The organism is Acidovorax sp. FJL06 (genome assembly GCF_003852545.1).
GTDB lineage: Bacteria > Pseudomonadota > Gammaproteobacteria > Burkholderiales > Burkholderiaceae_C > Acidovorax.
The window spans coordinates 63,321-83,992 of the sequence record NZ_QAJR01000002.1 but is presented as its reverse complement, the minus strand read 5'-3'; the positions used below and the strand labels follow the sequence as shown (position 1 = coordinate 83,992).

The following is a 20,672-nucleotide window of genomic DNA, read 5'->3' as shown; positions in this document are numbered from 1 at the left end:
GGCCGGGGCCTGGAACTTGCTTGGTGCGGGCAGTGCCACGCCAAGCCCCGGGAGGACATGACCATGCTGAGCCGCACCGCCGACCACCTGTTCTGGATGGCCCGCTACACCGAACGGGCGGAAAAGTCCTGCGCAGCAGGGCTTTCGAGACAACACCGCCAGTGTGCGCAGCACGCCCGGGGTTCTCTGCCCCCGTTGAACAAGGGGGGCGTATGCTGAGCCGCACCGCCGACCACCTGTTCTGGATGGCTCGCTACACCGAACGGGCAGAGAACACCGCCCGCATGCTGGACGTGAACCACCAGAGCGCGCTGCTGCCCCAATCTGCCGACGTGGCCGCGCTGGGCTGGCAGGGCCTGCTGTCCATCAGCGATCTGCTGCCCGCCTACACCGCCCGGCATGGCGAGGTGGCGCCCGCCAAGGTGCTGGATTTCATGGCCAAGGACCCGGCCAACCCCTGGTCCATCGTGGCCTGCCTGCAGGCTGCGCGCGAGAACGCGCGGGCCGTGCGCGGTGCGCTCAACACCGAGGCCTGGGAGATCCAGAACCAGACCTGGCTCGAAGTGCACCGGCTGCTGGCCAGCGGCGCGCTGGAGAGCGACCCTGCGCATTTCTTTGAATGGGTGAAGTTCCGTTCGCACCTGTCGCGGGGCGCCACGGTGGGCACGATGCTGCAGGACGAGGCGCTGCATTTCATGCGCCTGGGCATGTTTCTGGAGCGGGCCGACAACACGGCACGCTTGCTGGATGTGAAATTCCATGCTGCGCCAAGCGATGGTTGGGGTGCGGCCACCGCGCAGGACCAGGACCACGACTACTACCACTGGAGCGCGGTCCTGCTGAGCGTCTCGGGCTTCGAGACCTACCGCAAGGTCTACCGCGACGTGATCACGCCCGAGCGCGTGGCCGAGCTGCTGATCCTGCGGGCCGACATGCCGCGCTCGCTGCACGCCTGCCTGCAGGAGGTGATGGGCCACCTCGGCATGCTGGACGGCAGCCCGTCGGCCGAGACCCAGCGGCATGCGGGGCAGTTGCTGGCGCACCTGAAGTTCATGCGCATCGACGAAATCTTCACCAACGGCCTGCATGCCTACCTCACGCAGTTCCTGGAGCGGGTGAACGACCTGGGCGCGCGGATCAGCCGGGATTTTCTGGTGCCATCGGCGGTGTGAGGCCGATGGGCTCCACGGTCACCGCCACCTGCAGCACATGGTGGTCGCCGCCATGGATCACGCCGCGCAGCGGTGATACATCGGTGTAGTCGCGCCCGATGGCCAGCGTCACGTAGTCCTCGCCGGCGGCGCGGTCGTTGGTGGGGTCCAAGTCAAACCACGCGGCCTCTGCCAACGTGCCGTTGCTGGCGGCGGTGGGCGACCACACCGACACCCAGGCGTGCGAGGCATCGGCGCCCACCAGCCGGGGCTGGCCTGGCGGGGGCGCGGTCAGCAGGTAGCCGCTCACATAGCGCGCCGCCAGGCCCAGGCTGCGCAGGCAGCCGATCATCACGTGGGCAAAGTCCTGGCACACGCCCCGGCGCAGCCGCAGCGATTCAAGCGCGGGTGTGCCCGCGTCGGTGGCGTTGGCGGTGTAGGCAAAGTCGGCGTGGATACGCGCCATCAGGTCGCGTGCTGCATCCATCAGCGGGCGCCCCGGCGCAAAACTCGCACGGGCATAGGCCACGAAGTCGGCATGCCGGGGAATGTAGGGCGAGGCAAAGCTGAATTCGGTGGCGGGGTGGTAGGGCATGCCCCGCCGGTAGGCCAGGCGCTCGCGCACGGCCTCCCAGGGCTCGCCGGGCGGTGCCGGCGGCGGCGGGGCCGTCTCCAGCAGGCTTTCGGCGCGCACGCGCAGCCGCTCGTGGGTGAACGGCAGGCTGAAGAACGCGCGGGTGTTGCCAAACACGTCCTGCGTGGCCTCGCACTGGGCGGGGGCGGGGTCGATCTGCAGCGCATGGGTGAGCACCCGCTGCACCAGGCCGGTGCGCGGCCGCAAATGGGCCATGTGCTGGGCGTTCTGCACCGCAGGCGTGTACTGGTACACCGTTTCGTGGATGACGCGCAGCCGCATGGTCAGGCTCCTACGCTGTGCCGCAGCGCATCAGCAGAGTGGGTGAAGTAGCGCGTGGCCAGCACCTCCGACAGGCCCATCACGCCCCGTACACAAGCCCCCAGGTACTGCTCCAGCGCGGCATACCGGCCCCCGGCATCCTGCGTGCACAGGGCCACCAGCGACAGGTCCGACGCCTCGGGGATGCCCGCAGCGGCAGATTCGCCGGGCGTGCCGGCCGCCGCTTCGACCTTGACAATGCGCCCGCGCAGCGTCTGGGCCACCCAGGCGAGGGACCGGGGGTTGTCCCGGTCGATCACCAGCAAATCCAGCAGCGCGGGCATGTCGCGCCGCTGCTGGTACTGCGCGTGGAAGGTGATGGTGCTGTCGAACAGCCCTGTCATGGCCTCGAAGCCGCTCTCGTCGAACACCGTCCCGGTCTGCAGGCCGCCCTCCAGCGCTGCCGCCAGAAAGCCCAGGCGCTCCAGGTGCCGGCCGATGGACAGCAGCCGCCAGCCATCGTCGCGCGTCATGCGGTCGGTCTGCTGGCCCGTCATGGCGGCGGTGCGGCCGCTCAGGGTTTCGAGCTGGCGCAGGGCCTCCAGCGGTGAATAGTCGCCGTCGTCGTCGGCGCCGCCGTTGCCGTTCGCGCGCTGCGCAAAAAACTCGGCTTCGGTGCTCACGATCAGGTGCCAATGCTCCTGCGACAGGCGGTCGCGCACGGCCGATGCCGCGCCCAGGATGCCGCGCAGGTTGTAGCCCACGCTGGTCACCTGCGTGGGCTGGGTGAGCCCGGCGATCAGCGAGCGCTCGAACACGCGCCGCGCCTGCGTGGCGGGCGGCACCGACGGCAGCACCAGGCCCTGGCCCACGGCCAGGGCGCTCAGCCAGGCCAGCAGCGGCTGGGATGACTGGTCTTCGCCGTTCAGGCACTGCAGCGCAATGCGCGCCAGGCGCGTGACGTTTTCGGTGCGCTCGGTGTAGCGGCCCAGCCAGAACAGGTTCTCGGCCGCGCGGCTGGTCACCTGGCGGCTGCGGTGCACCACGGCGGGGGCGCTCTGGTTGTGCGCGAGCAGCGTGGTGGTGTCCACCGGGCCACCGGTCTGCACCCACACATCGGCGCTGCTGCCGCCGCGCTGCATCGAGGCGATCTCGCGCTCGTCGGTGGCAATGCGCGCCAGCCCGCCGGGCAGCACGCGCCACGAGCCCGGGCCGTCGCACACGGCAAACACGCGCAGCATCACCGAGCGCGGGGCGATGTGGCTGCCGCCACCATTGGCTTCCGTGCGCCAGGTGGGCATCTGCGACAGCGGCAGGTAGGCCTGCACGGTGTATTCGTCGCCCTGGCCCTGGATGCGTTCCGTCCACCGGGCCAGGTCTTGCGGCGACAGGGTGCCGCCCAGCACGGGCGGGCGCTGCAGGCTGGGCCAGGTGGGCCGGATCACGCTGTGCGGCAACTGGGACAGCACGGCCTGCCGGGCCGCAGGCTCGCCGCACCACCAGGTGGGCAGCGAGGGCAGGGCCAGCTCTTCACCCAGCAGGTGGCGCGACAGCGCAGGCATGAAGCCCAGCATCGCCGTCGACTCCAGGAAGGCCGAGCCGGGCGCATTGGCCACCAGCACGTTGCCCGCGCGGATGGCCTGCAGCAGGCCGGGCACGCCCAGGCGCGAGTCGCTGCGCAGCTCCAGCGGGTCCAGAAACTCGTCGTCCAGGCGCTTGAGGATGCCGTGCACGGGCTGCAGGCCATGCAGCGTCTTGAGGTACAGGCGTGCGTCGCGCACGGTGAGGTCGTTGCCCTCGACCAGCGTGAGCCCCAGGTAGCGCGCCAGGTAGGCGTGCTCGAAGTAGGTCTCGTTGTAGGGGCCGGGCGTGAGCAGCACGATGCGCGCATCCGCCCCCGCCGGGCTCATCTGCCGCAGGCCGTCGAGCAGCGCCCGGTAGGTGGCGGCCAGGCGCTGCACCTGCATCTGGCGGAAGGCCTCGGGGAACAGGCGCGAGATGAGCAGCCGGTTCTCCAGCAGATACCCCAGGCCCGACGGCGCCTGCGTGCGCTGCGTGACCACCCACCAGCCGCCCTGCGCGTCGCGTGCCATGTCGAAGGCCGCGATCGGCAGGTGCGTGCCGCCCACGGGCTGCACGCCGTGCATGGCGCGCAGGTAGCCCGGGTGGCCCTGCACCAATGCGCTGGGCAGCAGGCCTGTGCGCAGCAGCTCCTGCGGGCCGTACACGTCGGCCATCACGCGGTCGAGCAGGCGCGCGCGCTGCTGCACGCCGCGCTCGATGTGCGCCCAGTCGCCTGGCGAGAGGATGAGCGGGAACAGGTCCACCGACCAGGGCCGCTGCGGGCCGTTGCTGTCGGCGTACACGTTGTAGGTGATGCCGTTGTCGCGCACCTGGCGCTGCAGGCTCGCCATGCGCCGGTCCAGGTCGGGGAAGCCTTCGGGCCCCAGTTGTTCAAAAAAATCGGCCCATGGGCGCGACAGGTCTTGATTGTCTGCTATTGAAAAAGGAGCTTCTGAGGCGCCCGCCATGCGGTCGGTGGGGGCCGTGCGCGCGGGGGCCGCAGCGCCCCGCAGCTCGTCAAAATGCCCGGCCGCAGCGGTGGGCGCCAGCGCAGCCGCCAGCTGGGCCGCGCTTTCGGGGAGGTCGGTGGGCAAGAGGCGGTCGTTGGGGTTTGTCACTGCACTCGATTTTCGGGCATTTGGTCGACAACACTCTGCGGGTAACCCGCACCGTCGAAACTGGCGGGGCCAATGCCAGAGACGCCAAGCAAGGGCCGCCTCGCAGCAAGGGCGTCGTCCCCCTGGGGGGAAGGCGCGCAGCGACTCAGGGGGCTTCTCTACTTCCGCATCTTGCGCCGCAGATCCAGCGTGAACGGAAACTCCCGGCTGCCCGGCAGCTCGATGGTCGCAGGCGGCACCGCCAGCCGCCCCGGCGTGTGCCCCATGCGCGAGAACCGTGCCAGGCGGCGGCTTTCGGCCTCGTAGGCGTTGACCGGGAAGGTGTCGTAGTTGCGCCCGCCCGGGTGCGCCACGTGGTACTGGCAGCCGCCCAGCGAGCGGTTCATCCAGGTATCGACGATGTCGAACGTGAGCGGCGCATGGGCGCCAATGGTCGGGTGCAGGGCCGAGGGTGGGTTCCAGGCCTTGTAGCGCACGCCCGCCACAAATTCGCCGGTGGTGCCGGTGCTTTGCAGCGGCAGCGGCTGGCCGTTGACGGTGACCACATGGCGGCTTTCGTTCATGCCCGTCACGCGCACCTCGATGCGCTCCAGCGACGAATCCACATAGCGCACGGTGCCACCCGCAGAGCCTTCCTCGCCCATCACATGCCAGGGCTCCAGCGCGTTGCGCAGGGTCAGCTCCACGCCCATCGACTGCACCGTGCCGACCAGCGGGAAGCGGAACTCGAACTGCGGTGCAAACCAGGCCGCGTCAAACGCGTAGCCTGCGGCGTTCATCTCGGCCACCACATCGTGCATGTCCTGCTGGATGAAGGTGGGCAGCATGAAGCGGTCGTGCAGCTCGGTGCCCCAGCGGGCGGCGGGGGCGCGGTAGGGCGTCTTCCAGAAGCGCGCAATCAGGGCGCGCAGCAGCAGCTGCTGCACCACGCTCATGTGGGCATGGGGCGGCATCTCGAACGCGCGCAGCTCCAGGAGGCCCAGGCGGCCGGTGCTGCTGTCGGGCGAGAACATCTTGTCGATGGAAAACTCGCTGCGGTGCGTGTTGCCCGTCATGTCCACCAGGATGTTGCGCAGCGTGCGGTCCACCAGCCAGGGCGGCATGTCCTGGCCGTAGAGCGCGCGGTTGGACTCGATCTCGCGCAGCGCGATTTCCAGCTCGTACAGCTGGTCGTTGCGCGCCTCGTCCACGCGCGGCGACTGGCTGGTGGGGCCGATGAACAGGCCGCTGAACAAATAGCTCAGGCTGGGGTGGTTGTGCCAGTACAGCAGCAGGCTGGCCAGCAGCTCGGGCTTGCGCAAGAAGGGCGAGTCGGCCGGTGTGGCGCCGCCCATCACAAAGTGGTTGCCACCCCCGGTGCCCGTGTGGCGGCCGTCGGTCATGAACTTCTCGGCCGACAGGCGCGTCTCCCACGCGGCCTGGTACAGGAACTCGGTGTGCTGCACCAGCTCCTTCCAGTGGCTGGCGGGGTGGATGTTGACCTCGATCACGCCGGGGTCGGGCGTGACCGCCAGCACCTTCAGGCGTGCGTCGCGTGGCGGCGGGTAGCCTTCCAGCACGATCTTCAGGCCCAGTTCTTCGGCCGTGGCCTCGATGGCGGCCAGCAGGTCCAGATAGTCATCCAGGCGCGCCAGGGGCGGCATGAAGACATAGAGCACGCCGTATTTTTCGCCCACCTTCTCGGCCTGGGGGCCGCTGGCGCGGCGTGGGTCGCGCACTTCCACGCACAGGGCGGTGCGCGACAAGCCTGCGGCCGACTGGAACTTGCCCGGGGGCTGCACGCCTGCATGCGGGTCGGGCTGGCCCGCCTGGCGTGCGTGGTCGCCCCCTGCGCCGCCCTGCGTTACGCGCCGTGCCTCGCCAGGAGCGGTGGCGCCTGCCAGGTAGGGCAGGTCGCGGTCGCCGGTGATGGGCCCCGAGGGAGTGGAGTACCGTGCGCGCAGCGTGGCGGCGGCAGCCAGCGGGCCCTGGGGCGCGGTCGGGTCTTGTGGGATCAGGTGCTCGGTGTCCGACGCCTTCACCCAGGGCAGGGCGTCCAGCGGCAGGCGGTAGCCCATGGGCGAATCGCCGGGGATGAGCAGCATGCGGTCGTCGCGGAAGAACCAGGGCCCCGTGCTCCACACGCTGCCCGCCAGCGTGCCCGCGCCTTCCCCCGCCTGCAGCGGCAGCACATAGCCCACCACGCTGTCGAGCTTTTGCTCGAACACGCGGCGCAGGCGTGCGCGCTCCAGCTCGTCGTCCAGGCGCGCATCAAACGGGTCCACGTTGACCGGCAGGCGCCGCTCGCGCCACAGGTAGTAGAAGGTGTCCTCGTAGCCGGGCTGGATATGGCGGTCGGTGATGCCCAGCGTGCGTGCGAGGTGGCGCACAAAGCGCTCTGCGTCGGCGCTGGTGCAGTGCGAAGGATCGCGTTCGTCGGCAAACAGCGCAGGGTTCTGCCAGGCCGGCTGGCCGTCGGCGCGCCAGCAGATCGACAGCGCCCAGCGCGGCAGCTGCTCGCCCGGGTACCACTTGCCCTGGCCAAAGTGCAGAAAGCCGCCCTGGCCATATTCGGCGCGCAGCTTGTGCGTGAGTTCGGTGGCCAAGCCGCGTTTGGTGGGGCCCAGGGCGTCGGTGTTCCACTCGGGCGCATCGCGGTCGCCCACGGCCACAAAGGTGGGTTCGCCGCCCATGGTCAGGCGCACATCGCCCGCCTGCAGGTCGGCATCCACCCGCTCGCCCAGGGCCAGCACGGCCTGCCACTGGTCTTCGGTGTAGGGCTTGGTCACGCGCGGTGATTCGTAGATGCGGGTGACGCGCATCTCGTGCGCAAACGCCACCTCGGCCTCGTCCACCAGGCCCTCGATGGGCGCGGCGCCCGAGGGCTGGGGCGTGCAGGCCAGCGGGATATGGCCCTCGCCCGCGAGCAGGCCGCTGGTGGCATCGAGGCCGATCCAGCCCGCGCCGGGCAGGTAGACCTCGCACCAGGCGTGCAGGTCGGTGAAGTCGTGGTCGGTGCCGCTCGGGCCGTCGAGCGCCTTCACGTCGGGCGTGAGCTGGATCAGGTAGCCCGACACAAACCGCGCCGCCAGCCCCAGGTGGCGCAGCAGCTGCACCAGCAGCCAGCCCGAGTCGCGGCACGAGCCACTGGCCTTTTGCAGCGTCTCCTCGGGCGTCTGCACGCCGGGCTCCAGGCGGATGAGGTAGCGCACGTCCTGCGCGACCTGCTGGTTCAGCTGGACCAGGAAGTTGATGGAGCGCTGCGGACTGCGGTCGATCTTGTCGAGGTAGGCCTGGACGAGCGGCGTCATCGGCTCGGTGGCCAGGTAGGGCGCCAGCTCCTGCTGCACATCGCTGCTGTATTGGAACGGGATGTGCTCGGCCTCGGGCTCCAGGAAAAAGTCGAAGGGGTTGTAGACCGCCATCTCGACCACCAGGTCCACCGTGACCTTGAAGCTGCGCGTCTTCTCCGGGAAGACGAGCCGCGCCTGGTAGTTGGCGAAGGGGTCTTGCTGCCAGTTGATGAAGTGCTGCGCAGGCTCGACTTTGAGCGAGTACGAAATGACGTTGCTGCGGCAGTGGGGCGCTGGCCGCAGCCGCACTGTTTGCGGCCCCAGGCCGATGGGCCGGTCATACTGGTAATGCGTGACGTGGTGGAGTGCGGCGTGGATGGGCATATGCAGGGCATGCTAGCAAGTCCCGAGCCACCGTGGGCACAATTGCCGGCGCGCGGCCCGGCGGTTCATGGCCTGTTCACAATCCATGGCACGGCGCCGCAGCGCCTTCTGCTCACAGCAAGCACCAACTTGGTGACAACCCCTTTTTTGCCCCATGCCCCTGCCACCCCAACTTCTGCTCCTGCCCGGCCTGGCGGCCGATGAACGCATGTGGCGCGGCGTGCTGCCGCTGCTGCCCGCCGCGCTGCGCCCCGAGGTCGCCACGGCCCACCAGGACATGGGCCTGCACCGCATCGAGGACTTCGCGGCCCGGCTGCTGGGTCAGCACGCGGGGCCGCTGGTGCTGGCGGGTGCCTCCATGGGCGGCATGATCGCGATGGAGGCCGCACGCCAGGCGCCGGACCGGGTCGCGGGGCTGGCGCTGCTGGGCACCACGGCGCGGCCCGAGACGCCGGACATGCGGGCGCTGCGCGAAGGCGCCATCGCGCTGTTTGAGCAGGGCCGGGTGCGCGAGGTCATCGAGCCCAACGTGGCCCTGGCCTTCCACCCGGTGAATGCGGCCCAGCCTGCGCTGGTGCAGGCCTATCTGGACTTTGTGCTGGACGCAGGCGCCGCCCACCTGGTGCGCCAGAACCGCGCCGTCATCCACCGGCCCGATGCGCGGCTGCACCTGCCCCAGGTGGCCTGCCCGGTGCTGGTGGTGTGCGGCGCGGCTGACCAGCTCACGCCACCCGAATGCTCGGCCGAGATCGCTGCGCTGGTGCCGGGGGCCGAACACCACCTGCTCGCAGGCAGCGGCCACATGCTGACCATGGAGCAGCCCGAGGCCGTGACCGGGCTGCTGGTGCAGTGGCTGGCCAGCCAGGGCTGGATTTGATCCAGGTGGAAGTGTTTTTGGCCGCTACCGCTTGATGGACAAGCGCTAGGAGCTATGAATTTGATAGTGAATCAAAACTCCAGGTTGTCAATCAACCGTGTGCTGCCCAGCCGCGCGGCGCCCAGCGCCACCAGCGTGCCCGCCGCATCCTCGGCCGTGGCGGGCTGCAGGTCCGCGCGGCGGCGCACGGTGAGGTAGTCGGGCGCCCAACCCCGCGTGCGCAGGGCGTCCAGGGCCAGTGTCTCCAGCAGGCTGCGGTCGCTGGGGGCGGCGTTCCGCCACTGCTGCGCCAGCCGCTGCAAAGCCTGTGACAAGGCCACCGCCTCCTGGCGCTCTTGCGGGCTCAGATAGCCGTTGCGCGAGCTCAGCGCCAGCCCGTCGGCCGCGCGGCAGGTCTCGCCCGCCACGATCTCGATGGGCAGCGCAAACTGCCGCACCATGTGGCGGATCACCATGAGCTGCTGGTAATCCTTCTTGCCAAACACGGCCGTGCCGCCCGTGGCGCCCAGCACGCAGGCAAACAGCTTCATGACCACCGTGCTCACACCCACAAAGAAGCCGGGGCGAAAGTGGCCTTCGAGCATGTCGGCGAGCTGCGGGTCGGGGTGCACCTTGAAGGTCTGGGGCTGCGGGTACAGGTCGGCCTCGCGCGGCGCAAACAGCACATCGCAACCCGCAGCTTGCAACTGCGCGCAGTCGGCCTCCCAGGTGCGGGGGTAGCTGTCGAAGTCCTCGTGCGGCAAGAACTGCAGGCGGTTCACAAAGATGCTGGCCACGGTCACGTCGCCCAGGGGCTTGGCCTGGCGCACCAGGGCGATGTGCCCGTCGTGCAGGTTGCCCATGGTGGGCACAAAGGCGGGGCGGTGGTAGGGGGCCAGGGCCTGGCGCAGGTCGGCGATGGAGTGGGTAATCAGCATGGGGTCGGAAGGGTCAGAAGGAGATAGGGAACGGGCTCACCAGGCGTGCAGGGCGTTGTCCGGAAAGCTGCCCCGCTTCACGGCCTGCACATAGGCCTCCATCGCGCCGCGCACGCTGCCGGCGTCCTGCATGAAGTTGTGCACGAACTTCGGCATCTTGCCGAGGTTCATGCCCAGCATGTCGTGCAACACCAGCACCTGGCCGGCCGTGCCATTGCCCGCACCGATGCCGATGGTGTGGCAGTGCGGCAGCTCGGCCGTGAGGTCGGCGGCCAGCACGGCGGGCACCATCTCCAGCACCAGCATGGTGGCGCCTGCGTCCTGCAGCTCATGCGCCTCTTTGCGCAGCGTGCGGGCCGCGTCGTCGGTCTTGCCCTGCACGCGGTAGCCGCCCAGCGCGTGCACCGTTTGCGGCGTGAGGCCCAGGTGGGCGCACACGGGCACGCCGCGCTGCACCAGAAATTCCACTGTGGGCGCCGTCCAGCCGCCGCCTTCGAGCTTGACCATGTGCGCGCCCGCCTGCATCAGCACGCAGGCGCTGCGCAGGGCTTGCTCGCGGCTTTCGGCGTAGGTGCCGTAGGGCAGGTCGGCCACCAGCCAGGCCGTGCCCTGCACGCGGTGCAGGCCGCGCGCCACGCTGGCCGTGTGGTAGGCCATGGTGTCGAGCTGCACGCCCACGGTGCTCGGCAGGCCCTGGCACACCATGCCCAGCGAGTCGCCCACCAGAATGCATTCCACGCCCGCCGCATCGGCCACGGCGGCAAAGGTGGCGTCGTAGGCGGTGAGCATGGTGATCTTCTCGCCCGCCGCGCGCATTTGCGACAGGCGGGGCAGGCTCACGGGCCGGCGCTGGGGCAGGGGGGATGCGGGCGGCAGCGTGCCGTAGGGCGTTGCAGAAACAGGGCTGGTGGCGGTCATGTAGCGCGGTGAGGCCAAAAAATTGCCGCGAGTCTATGCGACCAATACTGGGTGTACTTATTGGTTGCCGCCTCTGTGGCCCGCGGCCCGTGTCGGCGCAATGGCCTTTGCGTTCCCGGTATGCTCGCGGCCCATGACAGCAGCGTTACCCCCCGCGAAAAGCACCATGAGAGACAACGACGATGTGAAGGCCCTGGCCCAGGCCGATGTGGCCCGCGCCCTGGCCGAAGACGTGGGCACCGGCGACCTCACCGCCAGCCTGATCGACCCCGCCCGCCGCGCCCGCGCGCGCATCCTGGCGCGTGAAGACGCCGTGATCTGCGGCGCCCCCTGGGCCGAAGCCGCACTGCGCGCACTCGACCCCGGCGTGCAGATCACCTGGCATGTGGCCGAAGGCCAGCGCTGCGCGCCCGACCAGGTGGTGCTGGCGCTGGAAGGCAATGCCCGCGCCCTGCTCAGCGCCGAGCGCACCGCCCTCAATTTTTTGCAATTGCTGTCGGCCGTGGCCACCAAGACCCGCACCTATGTGGACGCGGTGGCCGGCACGCGTGCGCAGATCGTCGATACGCGCAAGACCCTGCCCGGCCTGCGCCTGGCACAGAAATACGCCGTGCGCGTGGGCGGTGGCACCAACCACCGCATCGGCCTGCACGACGCGGTGCTCATCAAAGAAAACCACATTGCAGCCGCCGGCGGCGTGACGGCGGTGCTCAAAGCCGCACAAGCCGTGGCCGCGCAAGCGACGTTCATTGAAATCGAGGTCGAAACCCTGGAGCAGTTGACCGAGGCGCTGAACGCCGGCGCGAAGATGGTGCTGCTCGACAACATGCCCTTGGCCCAGCTGCGCGAGGCCGTGCGCATCAACGCCGGCCGGGCCATCCTGGAAATCTCGGGCGGCGTCACGCTCGATGGCCTGCGCGCGCTGGCCGAGACCGGTGTGGACCGCATCTCCATCGGCACGCTGACCAAGGACGTGAAGGCCACCGACTTTTCGATGCGCCTGCAGGAGCTGGCATGAGCACGGCCACCCTCCACCGCATCGACGTCGAATACGAGCAGCCCGATGAGGCGACCTCGGGCGCCGTCTGCTCCACCAAACACGCCTGGGCGCGCGTGCCGCCCGAGCCCTCGCAGGCCGAGCGCGCCGCGCTCAAGGACAAGATCCGCGGCCTGCTCAAAGAGAAGAACGCGGTCATGGTGTCGCACTACTACGTGCACCCGGACCTGCAGGACTTGGCCGAGGAAACTGGCGGCCTCGTGAGCGATTCGCTGGAGATGGCCCGCTTTGGCCGCGACCACGCGGCGCAGACGCTGGTGGTGAGTGGCGTGCGCTTCATGGGCGAAACGGCCAAGATCTTGAGCCCCGAAAAGACGGTGCTCATGCCCGACCTGGATGCCACCTGCTCGCTGGACCTGGGCTGCCCCATCGACGAATTCAGCGCGTTCTGCGACCAGCATCCCGACCGCACCGTGGTGGTCTACGCCAACACCAGCGCGGCCGTGAAGGCGCGCGCGGACTGGCTGGTCACATCGAGCTGCGCGCTGGAGATCGTGAGCGCGCTCAAGGCTGCAGGCCAGAAGATTCTGTGGGCGCCCGACCGCCACCTGGGCGCCTACATCCAGCGCGAAACCGGCGCGGACATGGTGTTCTGGAACGGCGCCTGCATCGTGCACGACGAGTTCAAGGCCGTCGAGCTGGGGCTGCTCAAGCAGGACCACCCCGCCGCCAAGGTGCTGGTGCACCCCGAGAGCCCCGCCGACGTGGTGGCCCTGGCCGATGCCGTGGGCTCCACCAGCGCCATCCTCAAGGCAGCGCGCGAAATGGACGCCACCGAGTTCATCGTGGCCACCGACAACGGCATGATGCACAAGCTGCGCACGCTCAACCCCGGCAAGACCTTCTACGAAGCGCCCACTGCTGGCAACAGTGCCACCTGCAAGAGCTGCGCGCACTGCCCCTGGATGGCGATGAACGGCCTGGCCGACGTGGCCCGCGTGCTGGAGGCCGGCGCCAATGCGATCCATGTGGACCCCACCCTGATCCCGCGCGCCCGCCAGCCGATTGACCGCATGCTGGCCTTCACGGCGGCGCTCAAGAACGGACAGCCCACGGCGGCGCTGGTGCCGCACTTGGGCGCGGCCTGAGAAAGCTGCAGGCATGGGTTTGCTCTGTTATTGATAGCTGATTCCGCCCACTGGTCAGGCGCCAGAGGCCTTTTTTGTTGTGACATCCCGCATTGACTTCACCCAGCCGCTGGACCCCGGCGCCCCCCGCCTGCGCCACGCCTTTGGCACGCCGCGCGAGGTGCTGGTGGCCCATGCGCTGCACGAGGTGCGCAGCGTGCTCGACGCCGTGCACGCGGCCGCGCAGCAAGGCCGCTGGTGTGTGGGTTGTGTGCGCTACGAGGCCGCTGCCGCGTTCGATGCGGCGCTGTTGACCCACGCCGCTGACGGCCCGCTGGCCTGGTTTGCGGTGTACGACGCGCCGCTGCCCTGGCCCGAGCGCGATGACGGCCCAGGTGCCGAACCGCCCGCGCAGGTGACGTGGACCGACAGCCCCGACCGCGCGCAATTCGACGCCGCGCTGGCGCAGATCCAGCAGGCGATTGCGGCGGGCGAGCTGTACCAGGTCAACCACACGGCCCCCCTGCACGGCACGCTGCAGGGCTCGGCCCCGGCCCTGTTTGCGGCGCTGCTGCGCGCCCAGCCCGGCGGGTATGCGGCGCACATCGACACCGGGGGCGAGCAGGTGTTGTCGGTGTCGCCCGAGTTGTTCTTCGACTGGCGGGATGCGCCAGGCGGCGGCCATATCCTGGCCCGCCCCATGAAGGGCACGGCCCCGCGCGGCGCTACGCCCGAAGAGGACGCGCAGCAGGCGGCGCACCTGCGCACGGCGCCCAAGGAGCGTGCCGAGAACGTGATGATCGTGGACCTGCTGCGCAACGATGTGTCGCGCATTGCGCTGCCCCACAGCGTGCGCGTGCCCGTGCTGTTTGCCACGCAGGCCCTGCCCACGGTGTGGCAGATGACCTCGGACGTGACCGCGCGCACGCGGCCCGGCACTACGCTCACGGACGTGTTTGCCGCGCTGTTCCCCTGCGGCTCCGTCACCGGGGCGCCCAAGGTGCGTGCCATGCGGATGATCCACGCGCTCGAAGGCGCGCCGCGCGGCGTGTACTGCGGCGCCGTGGGGGTGGTGCGCCCGGCCGGCCCGCCCGGTGCGCAGGGCCCACATGCCGTGGCCGCAACCTTCAATGTGCCCATCCGCACCGTGGTGCTGCGCCCTGAAGGCGGCACCGTGCGCGCCACCTGCGGCATTGGCAGCGGCATCACCTCGGGCGCGCTGGCCGATGCCGAGTGGAGCGAGTGGCAGCACAAGCGCGCGTTTGTCGAGCGCGCGAGCCAGCCCTTTGACCTGCTCGAAACCCTGGCGTTGCAGGCGGGCAGCTTCCGGCATCTGACCGACCACCTGGCACGCCTGCAGTCGGCGGCCGCACATTTCGGCGTGCCCTGGGATGCGGCGGCCGTATTGCAATGCCTGCAGGCAGTGGCGGCAGACCATGCCGAGGGCGCATGGCGCGTGCGCCTGCTGCTGGGCGCCACGGGCAGGCCCCGGGCCGAGGCCTTTGCCCTGTTGCCCACGGCCGAACCCGTGCGCCTGCAACTGGCCCCGCGCCCGCTGGCTGAGGCCCGCAGCGAGTTTGTGCGTTACAAGACCACGCGCCGTGCGCACTATGCGGCGTTTGCGCCCACCACGCCCGGTGTGTTTGACACGCTGCTGTGGAACGCGGCGGGCGAGATCACCGAGGGCACCTTCGGCAACATTGCCGCGCTCATCGACGGGCGGTGGGTGACGCCGCCGCTGTCCTGCGGCCTGCTGCCCGGCGTGGGCCGTGCCGTGGCATTGCGTGAGGGCCGGGTGGTGGAGGCCGTGCTGCGTGTGGCCGATGTGCCCCGGGTGCAGGGCTGGGCCTTCATCAACAGCCTGCGCGGCTGGCTGGCGGCCACGCTGGAGAGATAGAAAATTTGAAGAAAATCGGCCCCCAGCGCCCGTGGAGCAAGCGCTGGCAGCTATCCAATTTTCAGAGCCGTTCCTTCACATAGCTCGGCCGGTCCATGTCCACGATCTCCACACTGAGCTGCACCATCACGCCCTGCGGCCGGGGCGTGCGTTCGCGCAGCACGGCGGCAATGCGGCCCGCCAGCTCTGTCTTGGCCTCGGGCGTGCGGCCCGCGAGCAGGCGCAGCTGCGCGTGCACAAAGGCGCGGTGGGCGGGGGCGGTGCCGATCTCGAAGCTGTCGGCCACGACAAAGCGCGTCTTCAGGTCGGCCTCGTCCTGCACCTGGGGGTGGGCGCACAGTGTGGCGTTGAGGGCGGTCAGGGTCTCTGCCTCGGGGAAGTGGGGCAGGTTGCTGGAGTATTCGACGACAAGATGGGGCATGGTGATGGTGATGGCGGTTGTGTGGGGAGGGCCCGTGTGTCCTGCCGGAGCACGCGGGGCACGCAGGGGGGCTGCGCGCACCACGCCAGTTTACGGCGCTGCGGCCGGCCGGTCCGGCGGCGCACGATTTTCATTGCCGCGCGCGGCGCAAGTGCTCAGAATGCGCGCAGCCCGGTCCACGAACAGGTTCTGGCCGGGCGTCGCGTGCCCGGCATGGGGCCGGGTAACGCGCAGTTCGACGGTGCCTGTTCACGACCCCTGCTCCATGCCATGAAACACCTTGCCTGCATCCAGAAAGTGAGCCTGGCCGCACTTGTGCTGTGCGCTGCGGCGGCTGCCAGTGCCGAGGGCGCCCGCCCGCACTGGGAATACAAAGGTAAACACGGGGCGGCCCATTGGGGTTCGCTGGAGGCCAGCTTCGAGGCCTGCGCGCGGGGCGCATCCCAGAGCCCGGTGGACATCCGCAAGACGGTGAAGGAGGCCTTGCCCGCGCTCGACTTCCAGTACACCCCGGCGGCCCCGACGCTGGTCAACAACGGGCACACGGTGCAGGTCAATCTGCCGGCCGGCAGCAAGCTGGTGGTGGACGGAAAGGCCCTGGAGCTGCTGCAATTCCACTTCCACACGCCCAGCGAAGAAGCCATTGGCGGCAAACGTGCGGCCATGGTGGCGCACTTCGTGCACAAGGGCAGCGACGGTGGGCTGGGTGTGGTGGCTGTGTTGATCCAGCCCGGCAAGGCCAATGCCGCCTGGGCGCCCATCTTTGCCCACCTGCCACGCGTGGGCGAGCAGGTGACGGTGGACGGGCTCACGCTGGATGTGGGCAGCCTGCTGCCCGAGCGCAAGGGCTACTACAGCTTTGCCGGGTCCTTGACCACGCCGCCTTGCTCCGAGGGGGTGCAGTGGATGGTGCTCAAGGAGCCCGTGAAGCTCAGCGCTCAGCAGATCAAGGCGTTTCGCCAGGTGTACAGCGCCAATGCGCGGCCGCTGCAGCCGCTCAATGGCCGGGTGATCAAGGAAAGCACCTGACGGCACCCGAGGGCGGCCTTGTTTCCGGGCCGCCTGCCGTACCCGGGGGGCGCTTATCCCGGGGCGCGGGTCAGCGCGTGCTGTGCGCAGCGCTCCAAGGCCACCAGCAGCTGGTCCACGTCGGCCTCGGTGTGGGCCGCCGACAGCGCAATGCGCAGCCGGGCCGTGCCCACCGGCACGGTGGGCGGGCGGATGGCGGGCACCCACAGGCCCTGGAGGCGCAGGCTTTCCATCACGGCCAAGGCGGCTTCGTTGCTGCCGATCACCAGCGCCTGCACGGGCGTGTGCGACGGCAGCAGGTGCCAGCCCAGCTGCGCGGGCAGCGTGGCCAAGCCCTGGCGCAACTGCGCGATGAGCCTGCCCAGGTGCGCGCGCCGGTCATCGGCCGCTGCCATGAGCTGCAGGCTTTGGCGCAGCGCACTGGCCAGCAGCGGTGGGGCGGCGGTGGCAAAGATGTAGGTGCGGGTCTTTTGCAGCAGCCATTCGATGAGGGCGGTATCGCCCGCCACAAACGCGCCGGCCACCCCGGCGGCCTTGCCCAGCGTGGCCATGTAGAGCACGCGGCGCGAGGCCGTGGCACCCGTCAGGCCCGCCTGCGCCAGGCTGCCGCGCCCCTCTGGCCCCAGCACGCCAAAGCCGTGGGCATCGTCCAGCAGCAGCAGCGCGTCGTGGCGTTCGCACAGCGCGAGCAGCGCGGGGATGTCGATCAGGTCGCCGTCCATGCTGAACACCGCGTCGCTGATCACCAGCTTGCGCCGCGCGGGGCTGGCGGCGAGCTGTGCCTCCAGCGCGGCCAGGTCGGCATGCGGGTAGCGGTGGATGGTGGCGCGCGACAGGCGGGCGCCGTCGATCAGGCAGGCGTGGTTGAGCGCGTCGGAGAACAGCGCATCCCCCTCGCCCACCAGCGCCGGGATGATGCCGGTGTTGGTGGCGTAGCCCGCATAAAAGTACAGCGCGCGGGGCAGTTGCACGTAGGCGGCCAGTTCGTGTTCGAGCGCATCGTTGGCCGCGCTGTGGCCGCTGACCAGGGGCGATCCGCCCGCGCCCACGCCAAAGCGGTGGGTGGCCTCGCGTGCAGCCTCGGCCAGATCCGGGTGGCTGGCCAGGCCCAGGTAGTCGTTGCTGCAGAAGGCCAGCATGGGCTGGCCGTCCACCCACAGGCGGGCGCCACCGGCGGGCTCGACCACGCGGCGGCGGCGCAGCAGGTGGGCGCGTTCGATGTCGGCCAGGCGCGCGGGGATCTCGTCCAGCCAGGAGGGCTGGGGGGCCGTGGAGCTTGTCATTGCCAGTCCTTCGGCAGGTCAAAAACCAGGCTGCCGGGTTCGGGCAGGTCCTGGTAGGGCACCTCGGCCAGCAGCGGGGCGCCCAGCCGTGCGCGCAGGTAGGCGATGTTTTCGTCGGCGGCGCCCATCTCCGGGTCGATGCGGTTGGCCACCCAGCCGGCCAGCGTGAGGCCGCGCGCGCGGATGGCCTCGGCGGTGAGCAGCGCATGGTTCAGGCAACCGAGGCGCAGGCCCACCACCAGCACCACGGGCAGGGCCAGCGCCTGGGCCAGGTCGGCGCCGGTCAGCGTGTCGGTGAGCGGCACCAGAAAGCCACCCGCACCCTCCACCACCACGGCATCGGCCTGGGCCGCGAGCGCCTGGTAGCTGGCGACGATGGCGGCGATGTCGATCTGTACCCCGGCCCGCGCGGCCGCGATGTGGGGCGACAGCGGGTCGGGCAGCAGCACGGGGTTGTCCAGCGCGGGCGGCACGGCCAGCGTGGAGGCCGAGCGCAGCGCGATCGCATCCTCGCTGGCCCAGTCTTCACCCCAGGGCACCAGGCCGGCCGCCACGGGCTTCATGCCCACCACATGGCGGTGGTGGCGTGCCAGCGCATGCAGCAGCCCGGCGGACACCAGCGTCTTGCCGACACCGGTGTCGGTGCCGGTCACAAAACATCCCATCATCAAATCTCCTCTTGCAGGGTGGCGTTCAGCGCATCGAGCGCGCCGCTGGCGAGGCACTGCACGGCCTCGTCGTCGAGCACATACGGTGGCATGGCGTACAGCGTTTTTCCGATGGGGCGCAGCACCAGCCCCCGCGCCATCGCGTGCTGGTGGTAGCGCCGGGAAAAGTCGGGCAGCGTGGTGTCCACATCCCAGGCCCAGATCATTCCGAGGCGGCGTGCATGCTGCACGCGCGGGTGCTGCGTGAGGGGCGTGCAGGCGGCGTCAATGCGCTGCGCGAGTGCCCCGTTGGCCTTCAGGGCATCCAGCTGCTCGAACAATTCCAGCGTGGCCAGCGCGGCGCGGCAGGCCAGCGGGTTGCCGGTGTACGAGTGCGAATGCAGAAAGCCGCGCGCCACATCGTCGTCGTAGAACGCGGCATACACCACATCGGTGGTCAGTACGGCCGACAGGGGCAGCGTGCCGCCCGTGAGGCCTTTGGACAGACAAATGAAGTCCGGCCGGATGCCTGCCTGCTGGTGCGCGAACATGGTGCCCGTGCGGCCAAAGCCCACGGCGATTTCATCGACCACCAGGTGCACCTCGTAGCGGCTGCACAGCGCACGCGCCAGACGCAGGTATTCGGGGTCGTGCATGGCCATGCCGGCGGCGCACTGCACCAGGGGCTCGACGATGAGTGCGGCCGTGGTGGCGTGATGCTCCTGCAGCCAAGCCTCCAGTGCGGCGGCGGCGCGCCGGGCCACGTCCTGTGCGGTTTCGCCCGGTGCCGCACCGCGTGCGTCGGGGCTGGGCACGGTGTCGGCCAGGCGCACCAGCGGTGCATAGGCCTCGCGGAAGATGGCGATGTCGGTCACGGCCAGCGCGCCCACGGTTTCGCCGTGGTAGCCGCCGGCCAGGCCCACAAAGCGGCTCTTGGCGGGGCGGCCGGTGTTGCGCCAGTAGTGCGCGCTCATCTTGAGCGCGATCTCGGTGGCAGCGGCGCCGTCGCTGCCATAGAACGCATGGCCCAGGCCGGTGAGCGCGGCGAGGCGCTCCGACAGTTCCACCACCGGCGCATGGGTGAAGCCCGCGAGCATCACATGGTCGAGCTGGCCCAGTTGGTCCACGAGCGACGCCTGGATGTGCGGGTGGCTGTGCCCAAACAGGTTGACCCACCAGGAGCTGATGGCGTCGAGGTAGCGCTGGCCATCGGTGCCATACAGCCACGGGCCTTGCGCGCGGGCAATGGCCACGGGCGGTTGGGCTTCGTGCCGTTTCATCTGCGTGCAGGGGTGCCACACGCTGGCGAGGCTGCGGGCTACCAGCCCGTCGTGGGTCGGCGCCACCGTTACAGGGCCTGCGTGGGAACGGCGTGGCGCAGTTCCGTCTGGCGGTTGTGGTCGTCCACAAACACCAGCTGGGGCTGGTGCGCGGCCACCTGGTCGTCGTGCACCTGCGCAAAGGCCGCAATGATGATGAGGTCGCCTGCGGATGCGCGGCGCGCGGCCGAGCCGTTCACCGAGATCATGCCGCTGCCGCGCTGGCCCTTGATGGCGTAGGTGACAAAGCGCTCGCCGTTGTTGATGTTCCAGATGTGGATCTGCTCGTTCTCGGCGATGTTGGCCGCGTCGAGCAGGTCCTCGTCGATGGCGCAGGAGCCTTCGTAGTGCAGCTCGCACTGGGTCACGGCCACGCGGTGGATCTTGGATTTGAGCAGGGTGCGGAACATCGGGCTTCCTTGGGTGAAGTCTGTGAAATGGGGGAGGCTTGCCGTGGGCAGGGCTTCAGGGCGTGGTGAAGTCCAGCACGCAGCTGTCGCCCAGTGCCTCGCGCCACACGCGCACGCGGCTCACGCTGGCACGCAGGTCGGCAGGCAGGGCCTGGGCGATGAAGAGGCAGAGGTTTTCGAGCGTGGGCGTGCCCAGGCCGGGCACGTCGTCGAGCATGTGGTGGTCCAGCTGCTCGCGCACCACGGCCAGCCCCTGGCGCAGCAGGCCCAGGTCCAGCACCATGCCGGTGGCGGGGTCGCGCGGGCCGCTCAAAAAGACCTCGGCGTGGTAGGTGTGGCCATGCACACGGCGGCTGCCTTCGGCCTCGATCTCGCGGCGCAGGGTGTGGGCGGCGTCGAAGAAGAAGCGCTGGGAGATGGTGAACAACATACGGGAACCAAAAAGAA

Annotated in this window: 18 protein-coding genes; 7 read left to right on the top strand and 11 right to left on the bottom strand. The window is 69.7% G+C overall.

Annotated elements, in window-relative coordinates; translation table 11 throughout:
* Positions 1-63: 63 nt before the first annotated feature.
* Both DBV10_RS01465 and DBV10_RS01460 read left to right on the top strand, forming a co-directional pair.
* The gene (locus DBV10_RS01465) at positions 64-219 is read left to right on the top strand and encodes an alpha-E domain-containing protein (RefSeq protein ID WP_124509913.1); all 156 of its coding nucleotides are present in this window, start codon (positions 64-66) and stop codon (positions 217-219) included.
* Positions 213-1,172, top strand: coding sequence for an alpha-E domain-containing protein (locus tag DBV10_RS01460; RefSeq protein WP_124509911.1), 960 nt, complete (start codon positions 213-215; stop codon positions 1,170-1,172). Before DBV10_RS01465 ends, DBV10_RS01460 begins: the two co-directional genes overlap by 7 nt.
* Here the strand turns inward: DBV10_RS01460 and DBV10_RS01455 are convergent.
* The 3 genes from DBV10_RS01455 to DBV10_RS01445 all read right to left on the bottom strand — a co-directional run bounded on the left by DBV10_RS01455 (position 1,138) and on the right by DBV10_RS01445 (position 8,383).
* Entirely contained in the window at positions 1,138-2,067 is a 930-nt protein-coding gene (locus DBV10_RS01455; protein WP_124509909.1) for a transglutaminase family protein, read from the bottom strand. The two genes, DBV10_RS01460 and DBV10_RS01455, sit on opposite strands and share 35 nt — an antisense overlap.
* A gap of 2 nt (positions 2,068-2,069) precedes the next feature.
* The gene (locus DBV10_RS01450) at positions 2,070-4,727 is read right to left on the bottom strand and encodes a circularly permuted type 2 ATP-grasp protein (RefSeq protein WP_124509907.1); all 2,658 of its coding nucleotides are present in this window, start codon (positions 4,725-4,727) and stop codon (positions 2,070-2,072) included.
* Positions 4,728-4,885: 158 nt separating this feature from the next.
* Positions 4,886-8,383, bottom strand: a complete 3,498-nt coding sequence (locus DBV10_RS01445; RefSeq protein WP_124509905.1) for a DUF2126 domain-containing protein — start codon at positions 8,381-8,383, stop codon at positions 4,886-4,888.
* 154 nt (positions 8,384-8,537) lie between these two features.
* On the opposite strand from DBV10_RS01445, the gene DBV10_RS01440 reads away from it, so the two are divergent.
* Positions 8,538-9,260 carry an alpha/beta fold hydrolase gene (locus tag DBV10_RS01440; RefSeq protein WP_124509903.1) on the top strand — a complete coding sequence of 241 codons (723 nt, stop codon included), beginning with the start codon at positions 8,538-8,540 and terminating at the stop codon, positions 9,258-9,260.
* A 71-nt stretch (positions 9,261-9,331) separates the two neighbouring features.
* Here DBV10_RS01440 and panC read toward each other — a convergent pair whose 3' ends face one another.
* Positions 9,332-10,177, bottom strand: a complete 846-nt coding sequence (panC, locus tag DBV10_RS01435; protein ID WP_124509901.1) for a pantoate--beta-alanine ligase — start codon at positions 10,175-10,177, stop codon at positions 9,332-9,334.
* A 36-nt stretch (positions 10,178-10,213) separates the two neighbouring features.
* Positions 10,214-11,095: a 3-methyl-2-oxobutanoate hydroxymethyltransferase gene (gene panB, locus DBV10_RS01430; protein WP_124509900.1), complete on the bottom strand. Its 882-nt coding sequence runs from the start codon at positions 11,093-11,095 to the stop codon at positions 10,214-10,216.
* Positions 11,096-11,261: 166 nt separating this feature from the next.
* On the opposite strand from panB, the gene nadC reads away from it, so the two are divergent.
* From nadC to DBV10_RS01415, 3 genes are all read left to right on the top strand, one after another.
* The gene (gene nadC / locus DBV10_RS01425; protein WP_124509898.1) at positions 11,262-12,113 is read left to right on the top strand and encodes a carboxylating nicotinate-nucleotide diphosphorylase; all 852 of its coding nucleotides are present in this window, start codon (positions 11,262-11,264) and stop codon (positions 12,111-12,113) included.
* Positions 12,110-13,240 carry a quinolinate synthase NadA gene (gene nadA, locus DBV10_RS01420; RefSeq protein ID WP_124509896.1) on the top strand — a complete coding sequence of 377 codons (1,131 nt, stop codon included), beginning with the start codon at positions 12,110-12,112 and terminating at the stop codon, positions 13,238-13,240. The genes nadC and nadA overlap by 4 nt, the downstream gene beginning before the upstream one ends.
* A gap of 79 nt (positions 13,241-13,319) precedes the next feature.
* Entirely contained in the window at positions 13,320-15,116 is a 1,797-nt protein-coding gene (locus DBV10_RS01415) for a chorismate-binding protein (RefSeq protein WP_124509894.1), read from the top strand.
* Positions 15,117-15,177: 61 nt separating this feature from the next.
* Here the strand turns inward: DBV10_RS01415 and DBV10_RS01410 are convergent, their stop codons facing one another.
* The gene (locus tag DBV10_RS01410) at positions 15,178-15,537 is read right to left on the bottom strand and encodes a 5-carboxymethyl-2-hydroxymuconate Delta-isomerase (protein ID WP_124509892.1); all 360 of its coding nucleotides are present in this window, start codon (positions 15,535-15,537) and stop codon (positions 15,178-15,180) included.
* 270 nt (positions 15,538-15,807) lie between these two features.
* Here DBV10_RS01410 and DBV10_RS01405 point away from each other — a divergent pair, with 270 nt between their 5' ends.
* Positions 15,808-16,566 (top strand): carbonic anhydrase, encoded by a 759-nt coding sequence (locus DBV10_RS01405; RefSeq protein WP_124509890.1) that lies wholly within the window; start codon positions 15,808-15,810, stop codon positions 16,564-16,566.
* 53 nt (positions 16,567-16,619) lie between these two features.
* Here DBV10_RS01405 and bioF read toward each other — a convergent pair whose 3' ends face one another.
* The 5 genes from bioF to DBV10_RS01380 are packed head-to-tail and all read right to left on the bottom strand — an operon-like array spanning position 16,620 to position 20,655.
* Entirely contained in the window at positions 16,620-17,849 is a 1,230-nt protein-coding gene (gene bioF / locus DBV10_RS01400) for an 8-amino-7-oxononanoate synthase (RefSeq protein ID WP_124509888.1), read from the bottom strand.
* The gene (bioD, locus tag DBV10_RS01395) at positions 17,846-18,517 is read right to left on the bottom strand and encodes a dethiobiotin synthase (protein WP_124509886.1); all 672 of its coding nucleotides are present in this window, start codon (positions 18,515-18,517) and stop codon (positions 17,846-17,848) included. The genes bioF and bioD overlap by 4 nt, the downstream gene beginning before the upstream one ends.
* On the bottom strand, positions 18,517-19,842 hold the full coding sequence (gene bioA, locus DBV10_RS01390; protein ID WP_124509884.1) for an adenosylmethionine--8-amino-7-oxononanoate transaminase: 1,326 nt from the start codon (positions 19,840-19,842) through the stop codon (positions 18,517-18,519). The genes bioD and bioA overlap by 1 nt, the downstream gene beginning before the upstream one ends.
* Before the next feature lie 2 nt (positions 19,843-19,844).
* On the bottom strand, positions 19,845-20,225 hold the full coding sequence (gene panD, locus DBV10_RS01385; RefSeq protein WP_124509882.1) for an aspartate 1-decarboxylase: 381 nt from the start codon (positions 20,223-20,225) through the stop codon (positions 19,845-19,847).
* A gap of 55 nt (positions 20,226-20,280) precedes the next feature.
* Entirely contained in the window at positions 20,281-20,655 is a 375-nt protein-coding gene (locus DBV10_RS01380; RefSeq protein WP_124509880.1) for a 6-carboxytetrahydropterin synthase, read from the bottom strand.
* Positions 20,656-20,672 lie beyond the last annotated feature (17 nt).

Coding starts and splice junctions, on each gene's coding strand:
- DBV10_RS01465 (WP_124509913.1), top strand. CDS start 64: ATGCTGAGCCGCACCGCCGACCACCTGTTCTGGATGGCCCGCTACACC.
- DBV10_RS01460 (WP_124509911.1), top strand. CDS start 213: ATGCTGAGCCGCACCGCCGACCACCTGTTCTGGATGGCTCGCTACACC.
- DBV10_RS01455 (WP_124509909.1), bottom strand. CDS start 2,067: ATGCGGCTGCGCGTCATCCACGAAACGGTGTACCAGTACACGCCTGCG.
- DBV10_RS01445 (WP_124509905.1), bottom strand. CDS start 8,383: ATGCCCATCCACGCCGCACTCCACCACGTCACGCATTACCAGTATGAC.
- DBV10_RS01440 (WP_124509903.1), top strand. CDS start 8,538: ATGCCCCTGCCACCCCAACTTCTGCTCCTGCCCGGCCTGGCGGCCGAT.
- panC (WP_124509901.1), bottom strand. CDS start 10,177: ATGCTGATTACCCACTCCATCGCCGACCTGCGCCAGGCCCTGGCCCCC.
- panB (WP_124509900.1), bottom strand. CDS start 11,095: ATGACCGCCACCAGCCCTGTTTCTGCAACGCCCTACGGCACGCTGCCG.
- nadC (WP_124509898.1), top strand. CDS start 11,262: ATGAGAGACAACGACGATGTGAAGGCCCTGGCCCAGGCCGATGTGGCC.
- nadA (WP_124509896.1), top strand. CDS start 12,110: ATGAGCACGGCCACCCTCCACCGCATCGACGTCGAATACGAGCAGCCC.
- DBV10_RS01410 (WP_124509892.1), bottom strand. CDS start 15,537: ATGCCCCATCTTGTCGTCGAATACTCCAGCAACCTGCCCCACTTCCCC.
- DBV10_RS01405 (WP_124509890.1), top strand. CDS start 15,808: ATGAAACACCTTGCCTGCATCCAGAAAGTGAGCCTGGCCGCACTTGTG.
- bioF (WP_124509888.1), bottom strand. CDS start 17,849: ATGACAAGCTCCACGGCCCCCCAGCCCTCCTGGCTGGACGAGATCCCC.
- bioD (WP_124509886.1), bottom strand. CDS start 18,517: ATGATGGGATGTTTTGTGACCGGCACCGACACCGGTGTCGGCAAGACG.
- panD (WP_124509882.1), bottom strand. CDS start 20,225: ATGTTCCGCACCCTGCTCAAATCCAAGATCCACCGCGTGGCCGTGACC.
- DBV10_RS01380 (WP_124509880.1), bottom strand. CDS start 20,655: ATGTTGTTCACCATCTCCCAGCGCTTCTTCTTCGACGCCGCCCACACC.